Below are 17480 nucleotides of genomic sequence, written 5' to 3'. Positions count from 1 at the left end.
CATGGCGGGCCCGCTCATCCTGGACGCACCGACCGACGATCAGCTGTCGAAGCAGCTCCTCGAGCCGGTATGGAAGCCGCGCTCCCGGCTCGGCTGGATGCTCGCGTTCGGGCTCGCGCTCGGCGGCACGGGCCTGCTCTTCCTCGCGATCACCTACACCGTCCTCACCGGGATCGGCGTGTGGGGCAACAACATCCCGGTCGCGTGGGCCTTCGCGATCACCAACTTCGTCTGGTGGATCGGGATCGGCCACGCCGGGACGTTCATCTCCGCGATCCTCCTCCTGCTCGAGCAGAAGTGGCGGACGAGCATCAACCGCTTCGCCGAGGCGATGACGCTCTTCGCGGTCGTCCAGGCCGGCCTCTTTCCGGTCCTCCACCTCGGCCGCCCCTGGTTCGCCTACTGGATCTTCCCGTACCCCGCGACGATGCAGGTGTGGCCGCAGTTCCGGAGCGCGCTGCCGTGGGACGCCGCCGCGATCGCGACCTACTTCACGGTGTCGCTCCTGTTCTGGTACATGGGCCTCGTCCCGGATCTGGCGGCGCTGCGCGATCACGCCCCGGGCCGCGTCCGGCGGGTGATCTACGGGCTCATGTCGTTCGGCTGGCACGGCGCGGCCGACCACTTCCGGCATTACAGGGTGCTGTACGGGCTGCTCGCGGGGCTCGCGACGCCCCTCGTCGTCTCGGTGCACTCGATCGTGAGCAGCGATTTCGCGATCGCCCTGGTCCCCGGCTGGCACTCGACGCTCTTTCCGCCGTTCTTCGTCGCGGGCGCGATCTTCTCCGGGTTCGCGATGGTGCTCACGCTGCTCATCCCGGTGCGGCGGATCTACGGGCTCCATAACGTCGTGACCGCGCGCCACCTCGACGATCTCGCGAAGATGACGCTCGTGACCGGCTGGATCGTCATCCTCTCGTACATCATCGAGAACTTCCTCGCCTGGTACAGCGGCTCGGCGTACGAGATGCATCAGTTTTTCCAGACGCGCCTGCGCGGCCCGAACAGCGCCGCCTACTGGGCCCAGCACGTCTGCAACGTGCTCGTCATCCAGCTCCTCTGGAGCGAGCGGATCCGGACGAGCCCCGTCGCGCTCTGGCTCATCTCCATCCTGGTCAACGTCGGGATGTGGAGCGAGCGGTTCACGCTCATCGTGATGTCGCTCGAGGAAGAATTCCTCCCGTCCAAGTGGCACGGCTATCGCCCGACCTGGGTGGACTGGAGCCTCTTCATCGGGTCAGGCGGCTTCTTCATGCTCCTGTTCCTGAGCTTTTTGCGCGTCTTTCCGTTCATCCCCGTCGCGGAGGTCAAGGAGCTCAACCATGAAGAGCTGGAGAAGGCTCGGGGCAAGGGGGGGCGCTGATGGAGACCGGAATGCTCGGCGAGTTCGATGACCCGGAGGCGATGCTCCATGCGATCCGAGAGCTCAAGCGGCGCGGCTACCGCCGGGTGGAAGCGTTCACGCCCTATCCGGTGAAGGGGCTCGACGAGGCGCTCGACCTCCCGCGCTCGAACCTCAACCGGATGGTGCTGCCCTTCGCGATCCTGGGGGTCGTGGGCGGCTACTTCGTCCAGTGGTTCTGCAACGCTTTCCACTATCCGCTGAACGTGGGCGGGCGCCCGCTGAACTCGGCGCCGGCGTTCATCCCGATCACGTTCGAGATGGGGGTGCTCTCCACCTCGATCTTCGGCGTGCTCATCGGCTTTTACCTGACGAGGCTGCCGAGGCTCTACCTCCCGCTCTTCGACGCCCCGGGCTTCGAGCGCGTCACGCTGGATCGGTTTCTGGTCGGGCTCGACGACACGGAACCTTCCTTCTCGAGCGCCCAGGCGGAGCGCGACCTCCTCGCGCTCGGCGCCCGGCGCGTCGTCGTCGCGAGGAGGCGCGAGGAGCCATGAGGGCCGGCGCCCCGGCTCGCCCCCTCGGGCGCGCGCTCGCGCCGTTCGCCCTCGTCCTGCTCGCCGGGTGCCGCGAGAAGGTGCTGCCCGAGCCGGACTTCGAGCGGATGATCCGCCAGGAGAAATACGGACTCTGGGAGCCGTGCGAGCACTTCGACGACGGCCGCGCGATGCAGCACCCGCCCGAGGGGACCGTCGCGCGCGGGCGCGTCACCGGGCCGCCCGGCTATCTCCAGGGCGTCCTCGACGGGGCGTACGTCACGGAGGTGCCGCTCTCGCTGACGGTCGATCTCGTGCAGCGCGGCCGGCAGCGCTTCGAGACCTTCTGCGCGCCGTGCCACGGGATCCTCGGCGACGGCAGCTCGCGCGTGGCGACGAACATGACGCTGCGCCCGCCGCCGTCGCTCGTCGGACCCGAGGCGCGGAGCTTCCCGCCGGGCAGGATCTACCAGGTCATCATCGAGGGCTACGGCCTGATGCCGCGCTACTCGGACGATCTGCCCGACATCGAAGAGCGCTGGGCCGTGGTCGCCTACGTGAAGGCGCTTCAGCTGAGCCGCGGAGTGGCCGCGGGCGCCCTCCCGCCCGCGCTCCGCGGCCGGGCAGAGCAGGAGCTGCGATGAACAGGGATGCCATCGAGTACAAGGGCGGCGCGACGATCGCGGCCTCGCTCGCGATCGCGGCGCTCGGCGCGGTCGCCGCGATCGTCGGCGGCTTCGTCGATCTCCGCCGGTTCTTCTTCTCGTACCTCGCCGCGTGGTCGTTCGCGGTGTTCCTGTCCGTGGGCGCGCTCGTCACGCTCCTCACCTGCAACGCCATGCGCGCGGGGTGGCCCACGGCGGTGCGCCGGCTCCTCGAGACGATGGTGGCGCCGCTGCCTCTGCTCGCGGCGCTCTCCGTGCCGATCCTGGTCGGCCTGGACACGCTGTACCCGTGGATGCACCCCGAGCGGATCGCCGGCGAGCACGCGCGGCGCATCCTCGAGCACAGGGCGCCCTACTTCAATCCAGGCTTCTTCGTCGTGCGCTCGGCGATCTACTTCGCGATCTGGATCGCCATCGCCCTCGTGCTCCGCCGGCGATCGTTCGCGCAGGACCGTGAGCCGAGGGCCGACGTCAAGGACGCGATGTATGGCCTGAGCGGCGCCACGCTGCCCGTCGTGGCGATCACGATCGTCTTCTCGTCGTTCGACTGGCTCATGTCCCTCGACGCGACCTGGTACTCGACGATGTTCCCGGTCTACGTGTTCGCGAGCGCCTTCGTGACCGCCGTCGGCGCGCTCACGGTCCTCTCGTATGCCGCGCAGACGTCCGGCTACCTCGCGAGGCTGAACGACTCGCACTATTACGCGCTCGGGCGGCTGCTCCTCGCGTTCACGATATTCTGGGCCTATGCGGCCTATTTCCAGTTCATGTTGATCTGGATCGCGAACAAGCCCGATGAGGTCGCCTTCTTCCTCGACCGCTGGGAAGGGCCCTGGCGGCCGACCTCCGTGCTCGTCGTCCTCACGCGGTTCGTCGTCCCGTTCCTGATCCTGATGTCGTACGCGATCAAGCGGCGCCCGCGCCAGCTCTCGTGGATGGCGCTCTGGGTCGTCGTCTCCGGCTATATCGACTTTCACTGGCTCGTGGTGCCGGCGACAGGGCGCCACGGGTTCGCCTATCACTGGCTCGACCTCGCGACCCTGTGCGTCGTGGGCGGCCTCTCGACCGCGTTCGCCGCGTGGCGGCTGCGAGGGCGGCCGGTGGTCCCGGTCCACGACCCGCGGCTCGAAGAGGCCTTTGCGTACCGGAGCCTATGATGTTCCGGCGCCGCCACATCGAGGTTCGCCAGGAGGAGGACACGCTCCCCTGGGGGCGCGTGATCCTCGCGTTCGCCGTCGTGCTCGCGATCGGCGGCGCGCTGACGCTCTGGGCCTGGCTCGCGATGCGGGCCCGCGAGGCGGATCTGCGGCCCTCCCTCGCGTTCCCCGAGAAGGATCTCGGGCCGCGGCGCGAGGTCAGCATGGTCCAGCAGTCGCTGTTCGACGAGGCGCGCCTGGGCCAGCAGCTCGTCGACGCGCAGCGCGCGGAGCTCCGCCGCTTCGGCGTCGTCGATCGGGAGAGGGGCATCGTGAGCATCCCGATCGACGACGCGATCGAGCTCATGGTGGCGGGGGGCGCGCGATGAGCCGGGCCGTCGCCGTGGCCCTCCTGCTGGCAGCCGGCCTCGTGTCGCGCCCGGGCGCCGCGTCCGAGCCCGAGCGCGCGCGCCCCGCGCTGGGCCCGTCCGCGGCCGACGCCGCGCCGGCGAGCGACGGCTCCGGCGCGGAGGAGCCGCCCGAAGGCGCCTTCCTGGAGCCCACGCGCGGGGTGGACATCGAGGAGCGCCTCGGCCGCCCGGTGGACCGCGAGCTCGCCTTCACCGACATGGACGGGCGGCGGGTGCGCCTCGGCGACTACTTCGCCGACGGCAAGCCCCTCCTCCTCGTCCTCGCGTACTACCGGTGCCCCGCGCTGTGCGGCCTCGTGCTGCGCGGCGCCGTCGAGGGGCTGAAGCTCCTCCCGTACCGGCTCGGCGAGCAGTTCCACGCGCTCACGGTCAGCTTCGACCCGCGCGAGCGCCCGGCGGCCGCCTCGCAGAAGCGCGCGGTCACGCTGTCCGAGCTCGGCGCGGACGCGCGGGCGCCGGAGTGGCCATTCCTCGTCGGCGACGAGGCGGCGACCCGCGCGCTCGCCGCGGACCTCGGGTTCCGCTACGCCTACGATCCGACGACCGATCAGTACGCCCACCCGGCGGCCATCTTCGTCCTGACGCCGGACGGGCGGATCTCCCGGTACCTGTACGGGACGGAGTTCTCGGCGCGCGATCTCCGGCTCGCGCTCCTGGAGGCGAGCCGCGGCGGTATCGGCACGATCGTCGATCGGGTGATCATGACCTGCTATCGCTTCGACCCGGCGAGCCGGAGATACGGTCCGTTCCTCCTCGGCTTCCTCCGGCTCGGAGCGGCGGCGATCCTGATCACGGTCGGCGGGCTGCTCGCCGTCCTGTGGCGGCGCGAGCGCCGGCGGCCAGGCGCTCGCACGAGCGCCGCGGTCGGCCGCGACGCCGCGGCCGACCGCCAGGGGAGGTCACCATGATCAACGAGCTCCTGCGCAAGCTCCTCTTTCTGCCCGGCCAGTGGTCGACGATCGCGTTCGACATCGACAAGCTGCATTACTTCGTGATCTCGGTGACGATGGCCGGCGCGACGCTCGTCGCCCTGTTCGCGGCCTACCTGATGATCCGGTACCGCAGGCGCCAGCGGGATGTTGAAGGCCCGTTCCCCGGAGCGACCGCGAGGCCTCCGCTCCTCCTCGAGGTCGGCATGGTGCTGGGCCTCATCGTCCTGTTCCTCGTCTGGTGGGTCATTGGAATGCGGCAGTATGCAGAGCTCCGCGTCGCCCCTGCGGACCCGGTCGTGGTGTACGTGACCGGGAAGCAGTGGATGTGGAAGTTCGCCTACCCGGAGGGCCCGAGCTCGGTGGCGACGCTGTATGTGCCGGCGCGTCGGCCGGTGAAGCTCGTCATGACGTCCCGGGACGTGATCCACAGCTTCTTCGTCCCCGATTTTCGCATCAAGTACGATGTCGTCCCCGGCCGCTACACCACGCTGTGGTTCGAGGCGACCGCGCCGGGCGCCTATCAGATCCTGTGCACCGAGTACTGCGGGACGAACCACTCCACCATGCGCGGCGAGGTGATCGCGCTCGAGCCCTCCGATTTCGCGCGGTGGCTCTCCGAGCGCGGGCGGGGCGCCGGTATCGCCGGACAGGAGTACACGCCGCCGTCGACGCCGGGCGAGGGGATCCCGCGCGAGCCGCTCAGCCTCGTCCGGCTGGGCGAGAACATCGCGGCCGAGGAGGGCTGCCTGCGCTGCCACACACCGGACGGGACACCGCACATCGGGCCGACCTGGGCCGGCCTCTACATGTCGGTCGTCCCGCTGGAGAGCGGCGGCGCCGCGGTCGCCGACGACGCGTACATCACCGAGTCGATGATGGATCCGCTCGCCCGGATCCACCGCGGCTACCAGCGGGTCATGCCCTCGTTCCTCGGCCGGCTCCAGCCGGCGCAGGTCGCCGCCATCGTCGAGTACATCCGGTCGTTGAGGGGCGTCGCGCCGGAGCCGGGCGCGCGGACGCCGCTGCCCGAAGGCCCGCCCTTCCTGCGCTCCGGCCCGGAGCGCCCCGCCCCGCTCCGCGGGGGGGCGCCGGTCGGCCCGATCGAGGGCGGCAAGCCCGGAGAGGAGCTCCGATGAGCACGGAAGCGTACGAATCTCTGCCCGACGCGCCGGCCGAGAGGTCCGAGCCCGACTACCTCCATGTCGACCGCGGGGTGACGGAGTGGCTCACGACCACGGATCACAAGCGGATCGGCCTCATGTTCTACGCCGTCATCGTCGTGATGCTCTTCCTCGGAGGCATATTCGCCCTCATCCTGCGGACCGAGCTCCTCACGCCCGAGCGGACCATCATCGACGCGGCGACCTACAACCGGATGTTCACGCTGCACGGCGTGATCATGGTCTGGCTGTTCATGATCCCGTCGATCCCCAACGCGTTCGGCAACTTCGTCCTGCCGATCATGCTCGGCGCCAAGGACCTCGCGTTCCCCCGGATCAACCTCGCGAGCTTCTACATCTACCTCCTCGGGGCGGCGATCGCGATGGGCGGCATGATCGCGGGCGGCACGGACACCGGCTGGACGTTCTACCCGACGTACAGCCTGAAGACGCCGATGACGCTGTTCCCGGTCGTCTTCGGCATCTTCATCGTCGGCGTCTCGTCCATCATGACGGCGGTCAACTTCATCGTGACCACGCACACGATGCGCGCCGAGGGGCTCACGTGGAGCCGCCTGCCGCTCTTCGTCTGGAGCACGTACGCGACGAGCATCATCCTGCTCTTCGCGACCCCGGTCCTCGGGCTCTCGATCCTGCTCATCGGCATCGACCACGTGACCGCGCTCGGGATGTTCGACCCCCGGTTCGGCGGCGATCCGGTCCTCTTCCAGCACCTCTTCTGGTTCTACTCCCACCCCGCCGTCTACATCATGATCCTGCCGGCGTTCGGCGTGGTGAGCGAGGTCGTCTGCACGTTCGCGCACAAGCGCCCCGCGTCCTACTGGGCGATCGCCATCTCGTCGCTCGGGATCGCGTTCGTGGGGTTCTGGACGTGGGGCCACCACATGTTCGTGGCGGGGATGAGCGAGTACGCCGCGGACGTCTTCGGCGTGCTCTCGATGTTCGTGGCCATCTTCTCGGCCATCAAGGTCTACACGTGGGTCGCGACGCTGTACAGGGGCTCGATCCACTTCAACACGCCGCTGCTCTACTTCATCGCCTTCCTCTTCCTGTTCGTCTTCGGGGGGATGACGGGCGTGGCCGTCGCCACGCAGTCGCTGGACGTGCACTGGCACGACACGTACTTCGTGGTGGCGCACTTCCACTTCATCATGGTGGGCGGGACGCTCACCATGTTCCTCGCGGCGGCGCACTACTGGTTTCCGAAGATGTTCGGGCGCCTCTACTCGGAGCGCGTCGGGCTCCTCTCGGCCGCGTCGGTGTTCCTCGGCTTCTTCTTGACCTTCTTCCCGCAGTTCCTCCTCGGGAACATGGGGATGCCCCGCCGCTATTACAGCTACCCGCCGCGCTACCAGTGGCTCCACGTGCTCTCGACCGGCGGCGCCTACCTGCTCGCCGCGGCGCTCGTGATCTCGCTCCTGAACCTCGTCATCGCGCTCAAGTGGGGCCGGAAGGCCGGGAGGAACCCCTGGGGCGGGCGCACGCTCGAGTGGATGACCGGCGAGCCCTTGCCGCCCAAGCACAACTTCCCGGTCGCGCCGCTCGTCCGCCGCGGCCCGTACGAGTTCCAGCTCTCCGAGGAGGACGCCCGTGCGACAACCACGCCCGCTGCGTGAGCAGTTCGAAGATCTCGAGAAGCAGACGCACGCGGCCCGCCTCGGGATGTGGTTGTTCCTCGGGAGCGAGGTGCTCCTCTTCACCGGGCTCTTCGCGCTGTACGCGGCGTACCGCGAGCTCTACCCGCGCGATTTCGCCGAGGCCATCGCGCACAACAACGTCGCGATCGGCACCACCATGACGCTCATCCTGATCGGCAGCAGCTTCACCGTCGCCATGGCGGTGCACGCCGTCCGCGCCTCCCACCCGCGGCGCGCCGCGCTGTTCCTCGCGGTGAGCGTGGCGATCGGGATCGTGTTCCTCGTGCTGAAAGGGATCGAGTACGCGCAGCACTTCCGCGAGGGCATCTTCCCGGCCGGCGCCTACCGCTTCGCGGAACTCCCGACGTTCGGCGCGCAGATGGCGTTCACGCTGTACTTCGCCATGACGGCGCTCCACGCCCTGCACGTCGTGGGCGGGGCCGGCCTCCTCACGGGGGTCGCGTGGGGGTGCTGGAAGGGCCGGTACTGGGCGTACGACCAGACGCCGGTGGAGCTCAGCGGCCTCTACTGGCACCTCGTGGACATCATGTGGATCTTCATCTGGCCGCTCCTCTACCTGACGCGCAAGTGACGGCACAGCCCGGAGACGACCATGCCGCAAGAGCACGTCGCGGAAAGCACGCCCTGGACCCGCTATCTCTGGACGCTGATGGCCCTCGTCGCCCTCACGCTCCTGTCGTTCGCGCTCTCGTTCCTGCGCACGGGGGCGTGGGAGATACCGATCGCGCTGCTCATCGCCGTGGTGAAGAGCCTGCTCGTGTTGCTCTTCTTCATGCACCTCGTGGAGCAGAAGTTCATCAACGCCTTCGCGATCATCGTGGCGGTGAGCTTCCTGGCGTTGCTCCTGTCGCTCGTGGTCGCCGACGTCGCGACGCGGCGCACGTTCCCGCCCGCGCCGCTGCCGGCCCTGTCGCCGCCGGCGCCGGCGCTGAGCCCGCCGGCGCCGGGCGGCTCCGCGGGGCCGCCGCCGGAGCCGCTGCCGGGCGGCCGGTGATCGATCCGCGCGGGCGCGGCGCCTCGGGCTTCCTACCCCCTCGCGCGGGTGGGGATGTGGCCGGGGATGAGGGAGGCGATGAAGATCGCGATCGCCACGAGCGCGTTGTTCCAGATCGTCCCCAGGCTGACCGTCGGGAGCGCCCAGCACGAGATGAAGAGCCACACCGCGAGGACCGTGTTGAGGTACCGCACCGCAGGGGCGAGCATGGCGGTGATCGCGAAGATCATGCAGAGCAGCCCGAGCACCCATGTGTTCGTCCGCTGCGCGTGGCTGTGCGGCCAGATGACGGCCGAGATGAGGAGCCAGAACCCGAGGACGACGTTCACGATGCGCGCCATGAGATTGCCAGCTCGAACCATGCTCCCTCCCACCTCCGATCATGGGACCGATCGGGTCGCCACGGATCGATAACGGGCGTCAGGAGACCGTCAATCGGCGAGCTCGTGAGCCAGGGCGACAGCCCGCCGACCGCGCCGGCGGGTCTCTGGCCTGCTGGTCGCCCTGCCGGCGGCGGCGATGGGCTTGCCTCCGCTCGGGCCGCGCGGGCGCGCGGCGCTCCGTGCGAAGCTGGAGACGCGGGACATCGCTCCATCGCCCCGCGCCCGGACGAGCGGCGCGAGCCACTTCTCGACGGCCGAGCGGGCACTAAGCTTCCGTCATGAGGCTCGGCGCACGGCTCACCACGCACACGTTCTCGGCCGGCGCCGCCGGCATCAGCTTCGTCGTCCAGCCGGTCCCGGGCTCGGACCAGCTGTTCGTCATTCCGATCCAGTACCTGCTCGCGGCGTCGCTCGCGAAGGAGCGAGGCGCGCCTCTCTCGAAGGCGGCGTGGTCCCAGGTCCACCAGCTCATCTGGGGCGGCGGCGCCCTTCGCCTCATGCTCGGCTTGACCCTGGGGCTGATCCCGCTGGCCGGCGCGTTCACGAACGCGATGACGGCGTTCCTCACGACCGAATATCTCGGGTACTACGTGGATAGAGCCCTCGACAACCCGGACAATCCGCCTCCGGCCCTGTCGATCCAGGATGTCTTGGACGCCATCACCTCCTTTTTCACCGGGCGAGCTCGGTAGGCAAGCGGTCCCTGGGTCGAGCCCACCCTGCGGCTCTCGGAGCCGAAGGGCGAGCTCCTCGGGAGCGACGCGGCGTCACCACCAGATTCGACGGCGCTTGCGGCCGGAGCGTATCGCGACCGCCGCCACCGCCCCCACGGCGAGCACGGTGACCGCGGCGGCCGCCGCGATGGCGACGCTCCGGGCCGTGTGCTCTGCCTCGCCCTTGATGCCGCCCCACCTCGCCTTGACCGTGACCAGGTCGCGCGCGAGCCGCTCCTTGCTGTGCTCGATCTGCTCGGCAGGCCCCGCGGGTACCACGGAACCTGCGCCGGCGCTGACGTGACCTCGCTCGCTGAGGGGACGGGCGACCCTCTCCGTGTCGAACCGGATTGCGCTGGATGGATCCATATGTCCCGCGCTGCAATCGCTGTTCCCCGCCGGCACATCGGCGTGCTCGCCGGCTCGCGCGGCGGCGCCGACGCTGTACTTCCATCGGATAGCCCACCCCATCGGACAGGCCGCCTCCTGACGGCGGGCGCCGTCGGCTCGCCGCACGGGTACGAGGCGCGCGCCGCGGACGGCTCGGCCGCGCTGGCGCTCCGGCGCGCTCGGCTGCTGGCGTCGGATGTGCAATGAGGCGCCCGCACGAAGCGAATGTCCCGATACGCGAGAATCTATGGATCGGCGTTTTCGTTTGGGGCGTCGTCCGGGCGTCCGCCGATCTCCGAGGCGACGCGCGCGCGGCATTCCCTGGGAGGGAATCATGACGATCCTCGCTCCGTTGGCTGACCCGCCCCGCGCAGATCGATTGCGGGAGCGGCTCAGGGCCTTGCTGCCCGTCGCGACGCTCCTCGCTCTCGCGCTCGGCCTGCTCGTGTCCGGCCGAGAGACCAGCGTCACGCGGTGGTCGACCCGCGCCATGGACGGTCTCCTGCGTTGGTACACCACGCTGGCGCCGGTCGTGATCTTCGTCGTCCTCGTGCCGACCTTCGTGAGCCTGCACCGGCAAGGGCGCCCGGGGCGGCTGCTCGCGTACATCATGGGCTGGCTCGCCCTCAAGCGTCTGGCAGCGTGCCTGTTCGGGGTCGTCGTCACCTGGCTCGTGTTCGGGCTCCCGCTGCTCCCCAGCCACAGCACGGGCGCGCCGTTCGAGGCCGCGCGCACCCTCTATAGCGCCTCGGGCCTGGTCATCTCGAGCCCGTGCTTCCTCGCCCTCTACGCCGGCATCGTGACGTCGTTCGCGGCCGTACGCGCGCCGCGGGTCGCCCGCGCGCTGGAGCGCGCCGCGGACGCCCTGGAGCGCGCTGGAGGCGCCGTGCAGTGCCTGGTCCCGCTCTTCATGTTCGGGCTCGGCGCCTATCTCCGCGGGCTGCCCGCGCAGCTCGCCGCGCAGGTGCACGAGGGGCCCCTCGCGCGCGCCTCGGCGGGGGCGCCCTCGCTCGGCGCCGGAGACCTCATGCTCTCCTACCTGCTCGTGTCCGGGGTCGTCGGCGCTGCCTGCCTCGTCTTCCATGCGGCGAGCCTGCTGAGGATGAAGGCCGCCGCCCCGGAGTTCTCGCTGCGCGACTATTTCGTCAACTACTGGCTCAAGGTCTATCCGCTGCTGTGGGCCTCGTGCAGCGAGGCGCTGGCGACGCCGCTCAACCTGCACCTCGTCCGCAAATGTTATCCGGCGGTGCCGCAGGAGCTCAGGCTCTTCGTGGTGGGACTCGGCGGTTGGCTCAACGTCAACGGCACGTTGATCTGCGTGTTCGTCATCGCGGGCGCTGCCGCCCGCGCGGTCGGTCATGAGATCTCGCTGCTCGAGCTCACGCTCGTGGTGCCGATCGTGTTTCTGCTCGGGTATGTCGTGCCCGGCATGCCGGGCGAGCTCGTCCTGTTCGCGACGCCGATCGGCGCCGCGCTGCACATCCCCGCGCGCCTGCTCCCGTCGTTCATCGCGCTCTACATCGGGTTCAACTTCGGCCTCCCGGACTCCTTCCGGTCGGGCCAGAACTCGACCGACAGCTGCGTGAGCGCCCTCCAGCTGCTCCGCACGCTGACGCGCCGCCGCGCGCGGGCCGCAGGATTGAGCGGCGCCCGCCCGCCCGGCGTTGTCGTGAAGGCAGCCGCGGGGCGCTGACCCCGGAGCGCGCGCCGACGTTGCCGGTGCCGCTAGGTCGCCCCCGCTTGCCGCGCCTGCTTCCGGTGGCGGAGGGCGATCCAGAGCCCGACGCCGTTGTTGATCACCAACGCAGCGTTCAGGGCGGTGAACACCCAGTTCTTCACGAGCAGGCTGTAGATGAAGTTCCCGGCCGTCCCGGCGATCGCGGCGACGAAGAAGATCAGCGTGTACTTCTCCGATTTGCCCTCCTCGCCCTTCCACTGCTTGTACGTCTGTGACCCGAAGGTCACGTGGAGCAGCAGCGAGCTGATCCAGCCCACGACATGCTTCATCGGCGCTTCCCCATCGGTTACCTGGCGAGCCCCGATCGGCGCGGTGCCGGCGCCCTCACGCGCCGCGCCGACGCTCGCCGCCGCGCGCCCGCGCGCTCCGCCCGAGCAGGCCGGCCGCCGTGAGCGCCGCCGCGGCCACGCCCGCCGCCGGGAGCCACCGGCCGCGCCGCGCGGGATCCCAGGCGGCCTTGAACCGGCGGAACGCCTCGATGAGCTCCTCGCCGTACATCTTCGGCAGGAACTGCGCGCGCGCCTGGCCGTCGCCGCGCTCGCCGGAGAACGAGCCGCCGTCGCGGACCCGCCGTGCGACATCCGTGCCGCACGCCGCGCCGCGCGCAGCGCGCGGCGTGCGCGGTACGTGCCACGGCTGCGCGTGCGAGCGGCCGGTGCCCGCGCGGGCGCAGGCGATGCATTCATGGGCGCGCCGGGCGCGCGCTCGCGCCGGCAGGGGGCGCTCGAATGCAATACCAGGCATCCACGGATCCATCACAGGCCGATCGCAGCTCGCAGGACCTCGCCGCCGATGCGATCCACGAGGCGAAGGAGCTCCTCGCCGCGGAGATCGCGCTCGCCAAGCGCGATCTCCGCCGGACGGCCGCGGCCCTCTCGCGCTCGGCGATCGCGTTCGGGGTCGCGGGCGTCGCGGCGCTCGCCGGCATCGACGCGCTGATGGTGTCGCTCGCCGTGGGGCAGCGCCGCAATCACCCGGCGCGCGGGGCGGCCGTGGGGCTCGGGCTGCTCGCGCTCGCGGCCGGCGCGGCGCTCGTCGGGCGGTCGGCGCTGCCCCGCAGCCCGCTGCCGATCGCCGAGCGCGTCGCGTCGGACATCGAGGATGTCGCCCGGCGCGTGGTGGGGTGAGGGATCTCGTGGGGGCGAGCGTCGCCCGGCTCAGCGCCGGAGCGCCGCCGCCGCCCGCCCCGAGACGGCGGAGCCGCTCACGACGACGACCGACCCCAGCGCGAGGAGGGCGACGAACGTGAGCACCAGGGGATAGATGCCGACCAGCGCGAGGATGCCGAGCACGATCGCGCCGGCGCCGACGAGCGACTGCAAGCCGGCCGCGGCCATCGACGCCTGACGAGCGAGGTGGGCGAGGTGCTGGTGCGCGCCGTGCGTGTCGAGCGCGCCCAGGTCCGCCGTCGCGCCGCCGCCGAGCAGCAGCGCGCCGCCGAAGACGATCACCGCGATCGAGGTCAGCGTCGCGGGGGCGAGGCCGAGGAGCGCGAGGATGCCGAGCACGACGCCGGCCGCGCCGCAGACGAGCTCGGCGCCCATGCCGCCGCCGAGCTCGGTGCGCGTGTCCCACTCGACGGGCGGCGCGGCGCGGCTCAGCGCGCCGAAGCGCGAGGCGATCGCGCCGCCCTGCGCGATCAGCGCGGCGCCGAAGACGATCGTGGCGATCGAGGTGAGCTCTCCTGGCAAGATCCCCGTCAGCCCGAGGATGGCGAGGACGATCGTCGCCGCGCCGCACAGCACCTCGGCGAGCGAGCCGCCGAGCACGACCTTCGGCGTCGTCTCCTCCTCTGGTCTGCGTCGCGCGCCCGACAGCGGCGTTATGTGGCTCTCCGGCTGTGCAAACCGTTCACGTTCTTCAGGTCCTGGTGTCTGCATCTGCATGATTCCCCCGTCCTGTGGTGAGGTCTCGTCGCGCTCACGCGCGCTCCGACTTGCATGTGCTGCGCCGGGCTCACGCGAGGAGGCGACGCCAGGGAGGGCTGCGCCGGGCCGCTGCGCGCCGCGCGGAGGCCCCGGCGAGGGCCGCCGCGCACAGCGCCACGGCGCCGAGCGACCAGCGGTGGAGGTCGAACCAGAGCTCCAGGCTCGAGGCCTTGGAGCGCCGGTCGAACGGGCCGTGCGCGCCGAAGTCCCGCGGCACGGGCGCCCACAGGTTGTCGACGCGATTCGGGTCCACGGGCTCATCGGTCATCTGCCGCGTGTACCCGACCTTCGCGAGCCAGTGATCGAGCAGCCCCGGGATGACGCGGTTCCCCCAGATCGCCTTGACCGTCGGGAAGCCGACCTTGATGTCGCGGCGGTCGTGGTGCGCGGCCCAGTAGAGCGCGTCGGCCGCCACCTCGGGCTGGAAGATCGGCGGGACCGGCTGTGGACTGTACGGGAGGCGCGACTTCGACCAGAGGAACTGCGGCGTGTTCATCGCCGGCAGGTGCACCATGCTCAGGCGCACGCGGCTCCCGTCGTGGATCAGCTCGCTCCGCAGCGACTCGGTGAAGCCCACGATGGCGTGCTTGGACGCGCAGTAGGCCGACTGCAGGGGGATGCTCCGGTAGGCCAGCGCGGAGCTCGCCTGCACGATGATCCCGCGGTCGCGGGGGAGCATCCGCGCGAGCGCCGCGAGCGTTCCGTGCACATACCCGAGGAAGTTGACCTTGAGAACGCGCTCGTACTCTTCGGGCCGCATCTCCTTCACGGGCGAGAAGACCGAGGTCATCGCGACGTTGATCCAGGCGTCGATCGGGCCGAAGCGCTGCTCGACCGCCGCGGCCGCGGCCTCGACCTGCGCGGGATCGGCGACGTCGGTCGGCAGGACGAGCGCGCTCGCCCCGGCGTCCTCCGCCTCGCGCCGCGCCTCCTCGAGCCCGTCGCGCCCGCGCGCGACCAGCCCGATGCGGGCGCCTTCGCGCGCGAACCGCCGCACCGTCGCGCGCCCCACGCCCGCTGACGCCCCCGTGATCACCACGACCTCCGGCCGCCTGGAATCGCCCATGCCCGTCGCCTCCCGCCTCGCCCGCGGCGTCAAGCAACGTGAATGCCACCTGGGCGTGTCACTTCCTCAAGCTCGACAGCACGTCCTTGATCCGCTCGGCCGGACCCGCCGTGAGCGACCAGGGGCTCGGCTGCCGCACGACGTGCAGGTCGCCTCGACGCTCGAGCACCTCGAACCGCGTCGTTCCCTGCTCGGTCCGGACGAACCGAAGCGCCACCACGGCCGTGCCCACATGGAGGTTCGAGAGGGTGATCTCGGGCAGCCACACCGGCAGCGCCGGGTCGACCAGCAGGAGGTCGAGCGGCGCGAACGGGTACAGCCCGAGCATCGCCTGGAGCATCGCGAACACGCTCGAGCAGGACCAGGCCTGCGGCCAGTTGGCCTTCGGGTACAGCGCGGGGAACGGGTGCTCCGCGTCGCGCGGGTGACCGCTCCAGCACTCGGGCAGCCGGTGGTGCTCGAACAGCGCCGCCGCCTCGAACACGGCGCGGCACAGGAGCGCCACGTGCCCGTGCAGGCCGTACCGCGCGAGCCCGAGCGCGATCGCGCCCTGATCGACGGGCCAGACCGTCCCCCGGTGATAGCTGTACGGATCGAACGCGGGGTGATCGGCCGAGAGCGTGCGGATACCCCAGCCGGAGAACATGTCCGCCGCGAACATGCGGATGGCGGTGGGCTCGGCGAGGGCCTTGTCCACGATCCCCGTCGCGAGGCAGAGCCCCGGATCCGAGCCGACCGAGCGGATCTGGCGCTTGTCCGGGCCGAGGCCCATCGCGAAGGTGCGCGCGTCGGGCATCCAGAAGGCGTCGTTGAACCGCCTCTGCAGCTCGAGCGCCTCGGCGAACAGCCGCCGCGCGTCGTCCTTGCGGCCGAACCAGAAGAGCAGCTCGGAGAGGCGCAGCTTCGACAGGAACACGAAGCCCTGCATCTCGCACGTCCCGATCGGCGGCCGCACCTGAGAGCCGTCGGCGTGGACGATGGCGTCGTCGGAGTCCTTCCAACCCTGGTTCTGGATCGACGCGCTCGAGCGGGGCTCGTACTCGTAGAACCCGTCGCCGTCGAGATCGCCCTCCTCGTCGATCCAGCGCATGGCCCTGAGCGCAGGCTCGATCAGGCGGCCGACGCGCTCGCGATCGCCGGTCCAGTGCCAGAGCTCCGAGGCGGCCACCGCGTAGAACATCGTCGAGGTCGCCGACGCGTACGTGCGCCCCAGCGGGTCGTAGTTGAGCTCCGAGAGCGCTCCGTCCCTGGCCTGATGCAGCATCCGATCGGGCTGCTCGTCGCGCCAGTCGTCGACGACGCGCCCCTGCCAGCGCGGGAGCACGAGCGCGGTGCCCGCGAGGATGTCGGTCGTCAGCGCGGCGGCCTGCGTGCCCGCGGCGAGCGGGTCGCGGCCGAAGAGCCCGATGTAGATCGGCAGTCCGGCGGCCACCGTCCACGAGCGCTCGTCCTGGTCGAACTCGTACATGCGGAGCGCGATGAGATCGCGCTTGGCTCGCTCGAGCACGGAGAAGACCGTATGCGAGAGCGTGTCGGCGCCCGGGACCGAGAAGGACGTCGCGCGGTGGTGGAAGGTGCCGCGCGCCACGTCGCGCGCGCTTCGCGTGCCGAAGAACGAGCGGCAGCCGGCGAGCAGCGGCAGCGGTTCGCCGCGGACCAGGGCGATCACGTCGACGCAACCGCGCCAGGTGCCATGGGGCTCGAGCTCGATCGAGAACCGGATCTCGCGGCCAGCGCAGGACGGGGGCGAGCCCGCGCTCCGGGCGCGTACGACGATCCCGGCGTCGAAGCGCGCGACGCCGGATTCTCCGGGGTGTTCATAGCGGTGCTCGGCGCGGTAGTCGCAGCGCAGCGCGCATCCGTGCTCGGCGGGCTCGAGCGCCCACCGGGCGTCGCCGCGCTGGAGGCGCGGGCCGTCCGTCTCCTCCGCGTCGGCGAAGTCGGCGTCGATCTCGAGCGCCAGCGTGAAGCGCACGCGCTCCTGCGTGAAGCTCGCGACGTCGATGTCCTCGTGGAAGCCGTCCCCCACGAAGCGCGACAGCCGCAGCTCGACGGTCCGCGGCGCCGCGCCGCCGCCCTCGGGCGGCGGGGCGATGTAGTAGCCGAGCCAGCTGTCCGGCTCGACGGCGGAGAGCGCGACGGGCGCCGGCGGCCTGCCGTCGATCAGGTGGCGGTAGAGGGAGAGGAGGCGGGTGTTGCGCACGAACAGGCCGATGTGCGGCTCGGGGGCGATCGAGCCGTCCGGACGCATGCACAGGACCGTCCGGTTCTGGCTGATGTACAGGGAGCCGGCGCGGGGCCTCAGCGTGGCCAGCGAGCCGAAGGGTCTCTCGAGCGACATGGTCACCTCCAGGCGAGCCCGGGGTGAGGACTGCCAGGGGCGTGCC

Annotated in this window: 20 protein-coding genes; 13 read left to right on the top strand and 7 right to left on the bottom strand. The window is 70.8% G+C overall.

From position 1 onward, the window contains the following. The first annotated feature begins 1 nt into the window (after window position 1). From nrfD to WMF20_RS24270, 10 genes are read left to right on the top strand one after another with little or no spacing between them, the layout of a single operon-like run. Complete coding sequence (nrfD, locus tag WMF20_RS24315) at window positions 2-1363, top strand: NrfD/PsrC family molybdoenzyme membrane anchor subunit (RefSeq protein ID WP_437616985.1); 1362 nt, start codon at window positions 2-4, stop codon at window positions 1361-1363. Further along, the gene (locus tag WMF20_RS24310) at window positions 1363-1899 is read left to right on the top strand and encodes a DUF3341 domain-containing protein (RefSeq protein WP_437616984.1); all 537 of its coding nucleotides are present in this window, start codon (window positions 1363-1365) and stop codon (window positions 1897-1899) included. The genes nrfD and WMF20_RS24310 overlap by 1 nt, the downstream gene beginning before the upstream one ends. Beyond that, entirely contained in the window at window positions 1896-2522 is a 627-nt protein-coding gene (locus WMF20_RS24305) for a c-type cytochrome (RefSeq protein WP_437616983.1), read from the top strand. The genes WMF20_RS24310 and WMF20_RS24305 overlap by 4 nt, the downstream gene beginning before the upstream one ends. Next, the gene (locus WMF20_RS24300; RefSeq protein WP_437616982.1) at window positions 2519-3700 is read left to right on the top strand and encodes a hypothetical protein; all 1182 of its coding nucleotides are present in this window, start codon (window positions 2519-2521) and stop codon (window positions 3698-3700) included. The genes WMF20_RS24305 and WMF20_RS24300 overlap by 4 nt, the downstream gene beginning before the upstream one ends. Beyond that, a complete protein-coding gene (locus tag WMF20_RS24295) occupies window positions 3697-4068 on the top strand; it encodes a hypothetical protein (RefSeq protein ID WP_437616981.1) in 372 nt (123 codons plus the stop codon). Before WMF20_RS24300 ends, WMF20_RS24295 begins: the two co-directional genes overlap by 4 nt. Beyond that, a complete protein-coding gene (locus tag WMF20_RS24290) occupies window positions 4065-5018 on the top strand; it encodes an SCO family protein (RefSeq protein WP_437616980.1) in 954 nt (317 codons plus the stop codon). The genes WMF20_RS24295 and WMF20_RS24290 overlap by 4 nt, the downstream gene beginning before the upstream one ends. Then, a complete protein-coding gene (coxB, locus tag WMF20_RS24285; protein WP_437616979.1) occupies window positions 5015-6178 on the top strand; it encodes a cytochrome c oxidase subunit II in 1164 nt (387 codons plus the stop codon). The genes WMF20_RS24290 and coxB overlap by 4 nt, the downstream gene beginning before the upstream one ends. Next, complete coding sequence (locus WMF20_RS24280; RefSeq protein WP_437616978.1) at window positions 6175-7839, top strand: cytochrome c oxidase subunit I; 1665 nt, start codon at window positions 6175-6177, stop codon at window positions 7837-7839. The genes coxB and WMF20_RS24280 overlap by 4 nt, the downstream gene beginning before the upstream one ends. Continuing rightward, window positions 7814-8452, top strand: a complete 639-nt coding sequence (locus WMF20_RS24275; protein ID WP_061622245.1) for a cytochrome c oxidase subunit 3 family protein — start codon at window positions 7814-7816, stop codon at window positions 8450-8452. The genes WMF20_RS24280 and WMF20_RS24275 overlap by 26 nt, the downstream gene beginning before the upstream one ends. 21 nt (window positions 8453-8473) lie before the next feature. Next, window positions 8474-8875: a cytochrome C oxidase subunit IV family protein gene (locus WMF20_RS24270; RefSeq protein WP_437616977.1), complete on the top strand. Its 402-nt coding sequence runs from the start codon at window positions 8474-8476 to the stop codon at window positions 8873-8875. A gap of 32 nt (window positions 8876-8907) precedes the next feature. Here the strand turns inward: WMF20_RS24270 and WMF20_RS24265 are convergent, their stop codons facing one another. Then, window positions 8908-9237, bottom strand: a complete 330-nt coding sequence (locus WMF20_RS24265) for an SPW repeat domain-containing protein (RefSeq protein ID WP_129576561.1) — start codon at window positions 9235-9237, stop codon at window positions 8908-8910. A gap of 299 nt (window positions 9238-9536) precedes the next feature. On the opposite strand from WMF20_RS24265, the gene WMF20_RS24260 reads away from it, so the two are divergent. Continuing rightward, window positions 9537-9950, top strand: coding sequence for a hypothetical protein (locus WMF20_RS24260; protein WP_437616976.1), 414 nt, complete (start codon window positions 9537-9539; stop codon window positions 9948-9950). Window positions 9951-10025: 75 nt separating this feature from the next. On the opposite strand, the gene WMF20_RS24255 is transcribed toward WMF20_RS24260, so the two are convergent. After that, window positions 10026-10250: a hypothetical protein gene (locus tag WMF20_RS24255; protein ID WP_437616975.1), complete on the bottom strand. Its 225-nt coding sequence runs from the start codon at window positions 10248-10250 to the stop codon at window positions 10026-10028. Window positions 10251-10695: 445 nt separating this feature from the next. On the opposite strand from WMF20_RS24255, the gene WMF20_RS24250 reads away from it, so the two are divergent. Then, window positions 10696-12054 carry a cation:dicarboxylate symporter family transporter gene (locus WMF20_RS24250; RefSeq protein WP_437616974.1) on the top strand — a complete coding sequence of 453 codons (1359 nt, stop codon included), beginning with the start codon at window positions 10696-10698 and terminating at the stop codon, window positions 12052-12054. A 32-nt stretch (window positions 12055-12086) separates the two neighbouring features. Here WMF20_RS24250 and WMF20_RS24245 read toward each other — a convergent pair whose 3' ends face one another. Together WMF20_RS24245 and WMF20_RS24240 are read right to left on the bottom strand one after the other, a co-directional pair. Continuing rightward, a complete protein-coding gene (locus tag WMF20_RS24245; protein ID WP_437616973.1) occupies window positions 12087-12368 on the bottom strand; it encodes a hypothetical protein in 282 nt (93 codons plus the stop codon). 55 nt (window positions 12369-12423) lie between these two features. Then, window positions 12424-12843: an FAD-binding oxidoreductase gene (locus tag WMF20_RS24240; protein ID WP_437616972.1), complete on the bottom strand. Its 420-nt coding sequence runs from the start codon at window positions 12841-12843 to the stop codon at window positions 12424-12426. Here WMF20_RS24240 and WMF20_RS24235 point away from each other — a divergent pair. Next, window positions 12828-13226 (top strand): phage holin family protein, encoded by a 399-nt coding sequence (locus WMF20_RS24235; protein ID WP_437616971.1) that lies wholly within the window; start codon window positions 12828-12830, stop codon window positions 13224-13226. The two genes, WMF20_RS24240 and WMF20_RS24235, sit on opposite strands and share 16 nt — an antisense overlap. Before the next feature lie 30 nt (window positions 13227-13256). Here the strand turns inward: WMF20_RS24235 and WMF20_RS24230 are convergent, their stop codons facing one another. The 3 genes from WMF20_RS24230 to WMF20_RS24220 form a co-directional block, all read right to left on the bottom strand. Continuing rightward, window positions 13257-13868, bottom strand: coding sequence for a hypothetical protein (locus tag WMF20_RS24230; RefSeq protein WP_437616970.1), 612 nt, complete (start codon window positions 13866-13868; stop codon window positions 13257-13259). A 187-nt stretch (window positions 13869-14055) separates the two neighbouring features. Further along, on the bottom strand, window positions 14056-15093 hold the full coding sequence (locus tag WMF20_RS24225; protein ID WP_437616969.1) for an SDR family oxidoreductase: 1038 nt from the start codon (window positions 15091-15093) through the stop codon (window positions 14056-14058). Between the two features lie 58 nt (window positions 15094-15151). Next, the gene (locus WMF20_RS24220) at window positions 15152-17434 is read right to left on the bottom strand and encodes an amylo-alpha-1,6-glucosidase (RefSeq protein WP_437616968.1); all 2283 of its coding nucleotides are present in this window, start codon (window positions 17432-17434) and stop codon (window positions 15152-15154) included. Window positions 17435-17480 lie beyond the last annotated feature (46 nt).

This window comes from Sorangium sp. So ce834 (genome assembly GCF_051521425.1).
GTDB classification, from domain to species: domain Bacteria; phylum Myxococcota_A; class Polyangia; order Polyangiales; family Polyangiaceae; genus Sorangium; species Sorangium cellulosum_D.
This window is presented reverse-complemented; position numbering and strand designations above follow the sequence as displayed.

What these genes read in the sequence shown, in the direction of transcription:
- WMF20_RS24245 (WP_437616973.1), bottom strand. Translation starts at nt 12,368, where the DNA reads ATGAAGCATGTCGTGGGCTGGATCAGCTCGCTGCTGCTCCACGTGACC.
- WMF20_RS24260 (WP_437616976.1), top strand. Translation starts at nt 9,537, where the DNA reads ATGAGGCTCGGCGCACGGCTCACCACGCACACGTTCTCGGCCGGCGCC.
- WMF20_RS24240 (WP_437616972.1), bottom strand. Translation starts at nt 12,843, where the DNA reads ATGCCTGGTATTGCATTCGAGCGCCCCCTGCCGGCGCGAGCGCGCGCC.
- WMF20_RS24250 (WP_437616974.1), top strand. Translation starts at nt 10,696, where the DNA reads ATGACGATCCTCGCTCCGTTGGCTGACCCGCCCCGCGCAGATCGATTG.
- WMF20_RS24270 (WP_437616977.1), top strand. Translation starts at nt 8,474, where the DNA reads ATGCCGCAAGAGCACGTCGCGGAAAGCACGCCCTGGACCCGCTATCTC.
- WMF20_RS24235 (WP_437616971.1), top strand. Translation starts at nt 12,828, where the DNA reads ATGCAATACCAGGCATCCACGGATCCATCACAGGCCGATCGCAGCTCG.
- nrfD (WP_437616985.1), top strand. Translation starts at nt 2, where the DNA reads ATGGCGGGCCCGCTCATCCTGGACGCACCGACCGACGATCAGCTGTCG.
- WMF20_RS24265 (WP_129576561.1), bottom strand. Translation starts at nt 9,237, where the DNA reads ATGGTTCGAGCTGGCAATCTCATGGCGCGCATCGTGAACGTCGTCCTC.
- WMF20_RS24295 (WP_437616981.1), top strand. Translation starts at nt 3,697, where the DNA reads ATGATGTTCCGGCGCCGCCACATCGAGGTTCGCCAGGAGGAGGACACG.
- coxB (WP_437616979.1), top strand. Translation starts at nt 5,015, where the DNA reads ATGATCAACGAGCTCCTGCGCAAGCTCCTCTTTCTGCCCGGCCAGTGG.
- WMF20_RS24225 (WP_437616969.1), bottom strand. Translation starts at nt 15,093, where the DNA reads ATGGGCGATTCCAGGCGGCCGGAGGTCGTGGTGATCACGGGGGCGTCA.
- WMF20_RS24305 (WP_437616983.1), top strand. Translation starts at nt 1,896, where the DNA reads ATGAGGGCCGGCGCCCCGGCTCGCCCCCTCGGGCGCGCGCTCGCGCCG.
- WMF20_RS24310 (WP_437616984.1), top strand. Translation starts at nt 1,363, where the DNA reads ATGGAGACCGGAATGCTCGGCGAGTTCGATGACCCGGAGGCGATGCTC.
- WMF20_RS24220 (WP_437616968.1), bottom strand. Translation starts at nt 17,434, where the DNA reads ATGTCGCTCGAGAGACCCTTCGGCTCGCTGGCCACGCTGAGGCCCCGC.
- WMF20_RS24300 (WP_437616982.1), top strand. Translation starts at nt 2,519, where the DNA reads ATGAACAGGGATGCCATCGAGTACAAGGGCGGCGCGACGATCGCGGCC.
- WMF20_RS24290 (WP_437616980.1), top strand. Translation starts at nt 4,065, where the DNA reads ATGAGCCGGGCCGTCGCCGTGGCCCTCCTGCTGGCAGCCGGCCTCGTG.
- WMF20_RS24280 (WP_437616978.1), top strand. Translation starts at nt 6,175, where the DNA reads ATGAGCACGGAAGCGTACGAATCTCTGCCCGACGCGCCGGCCGAGAGG.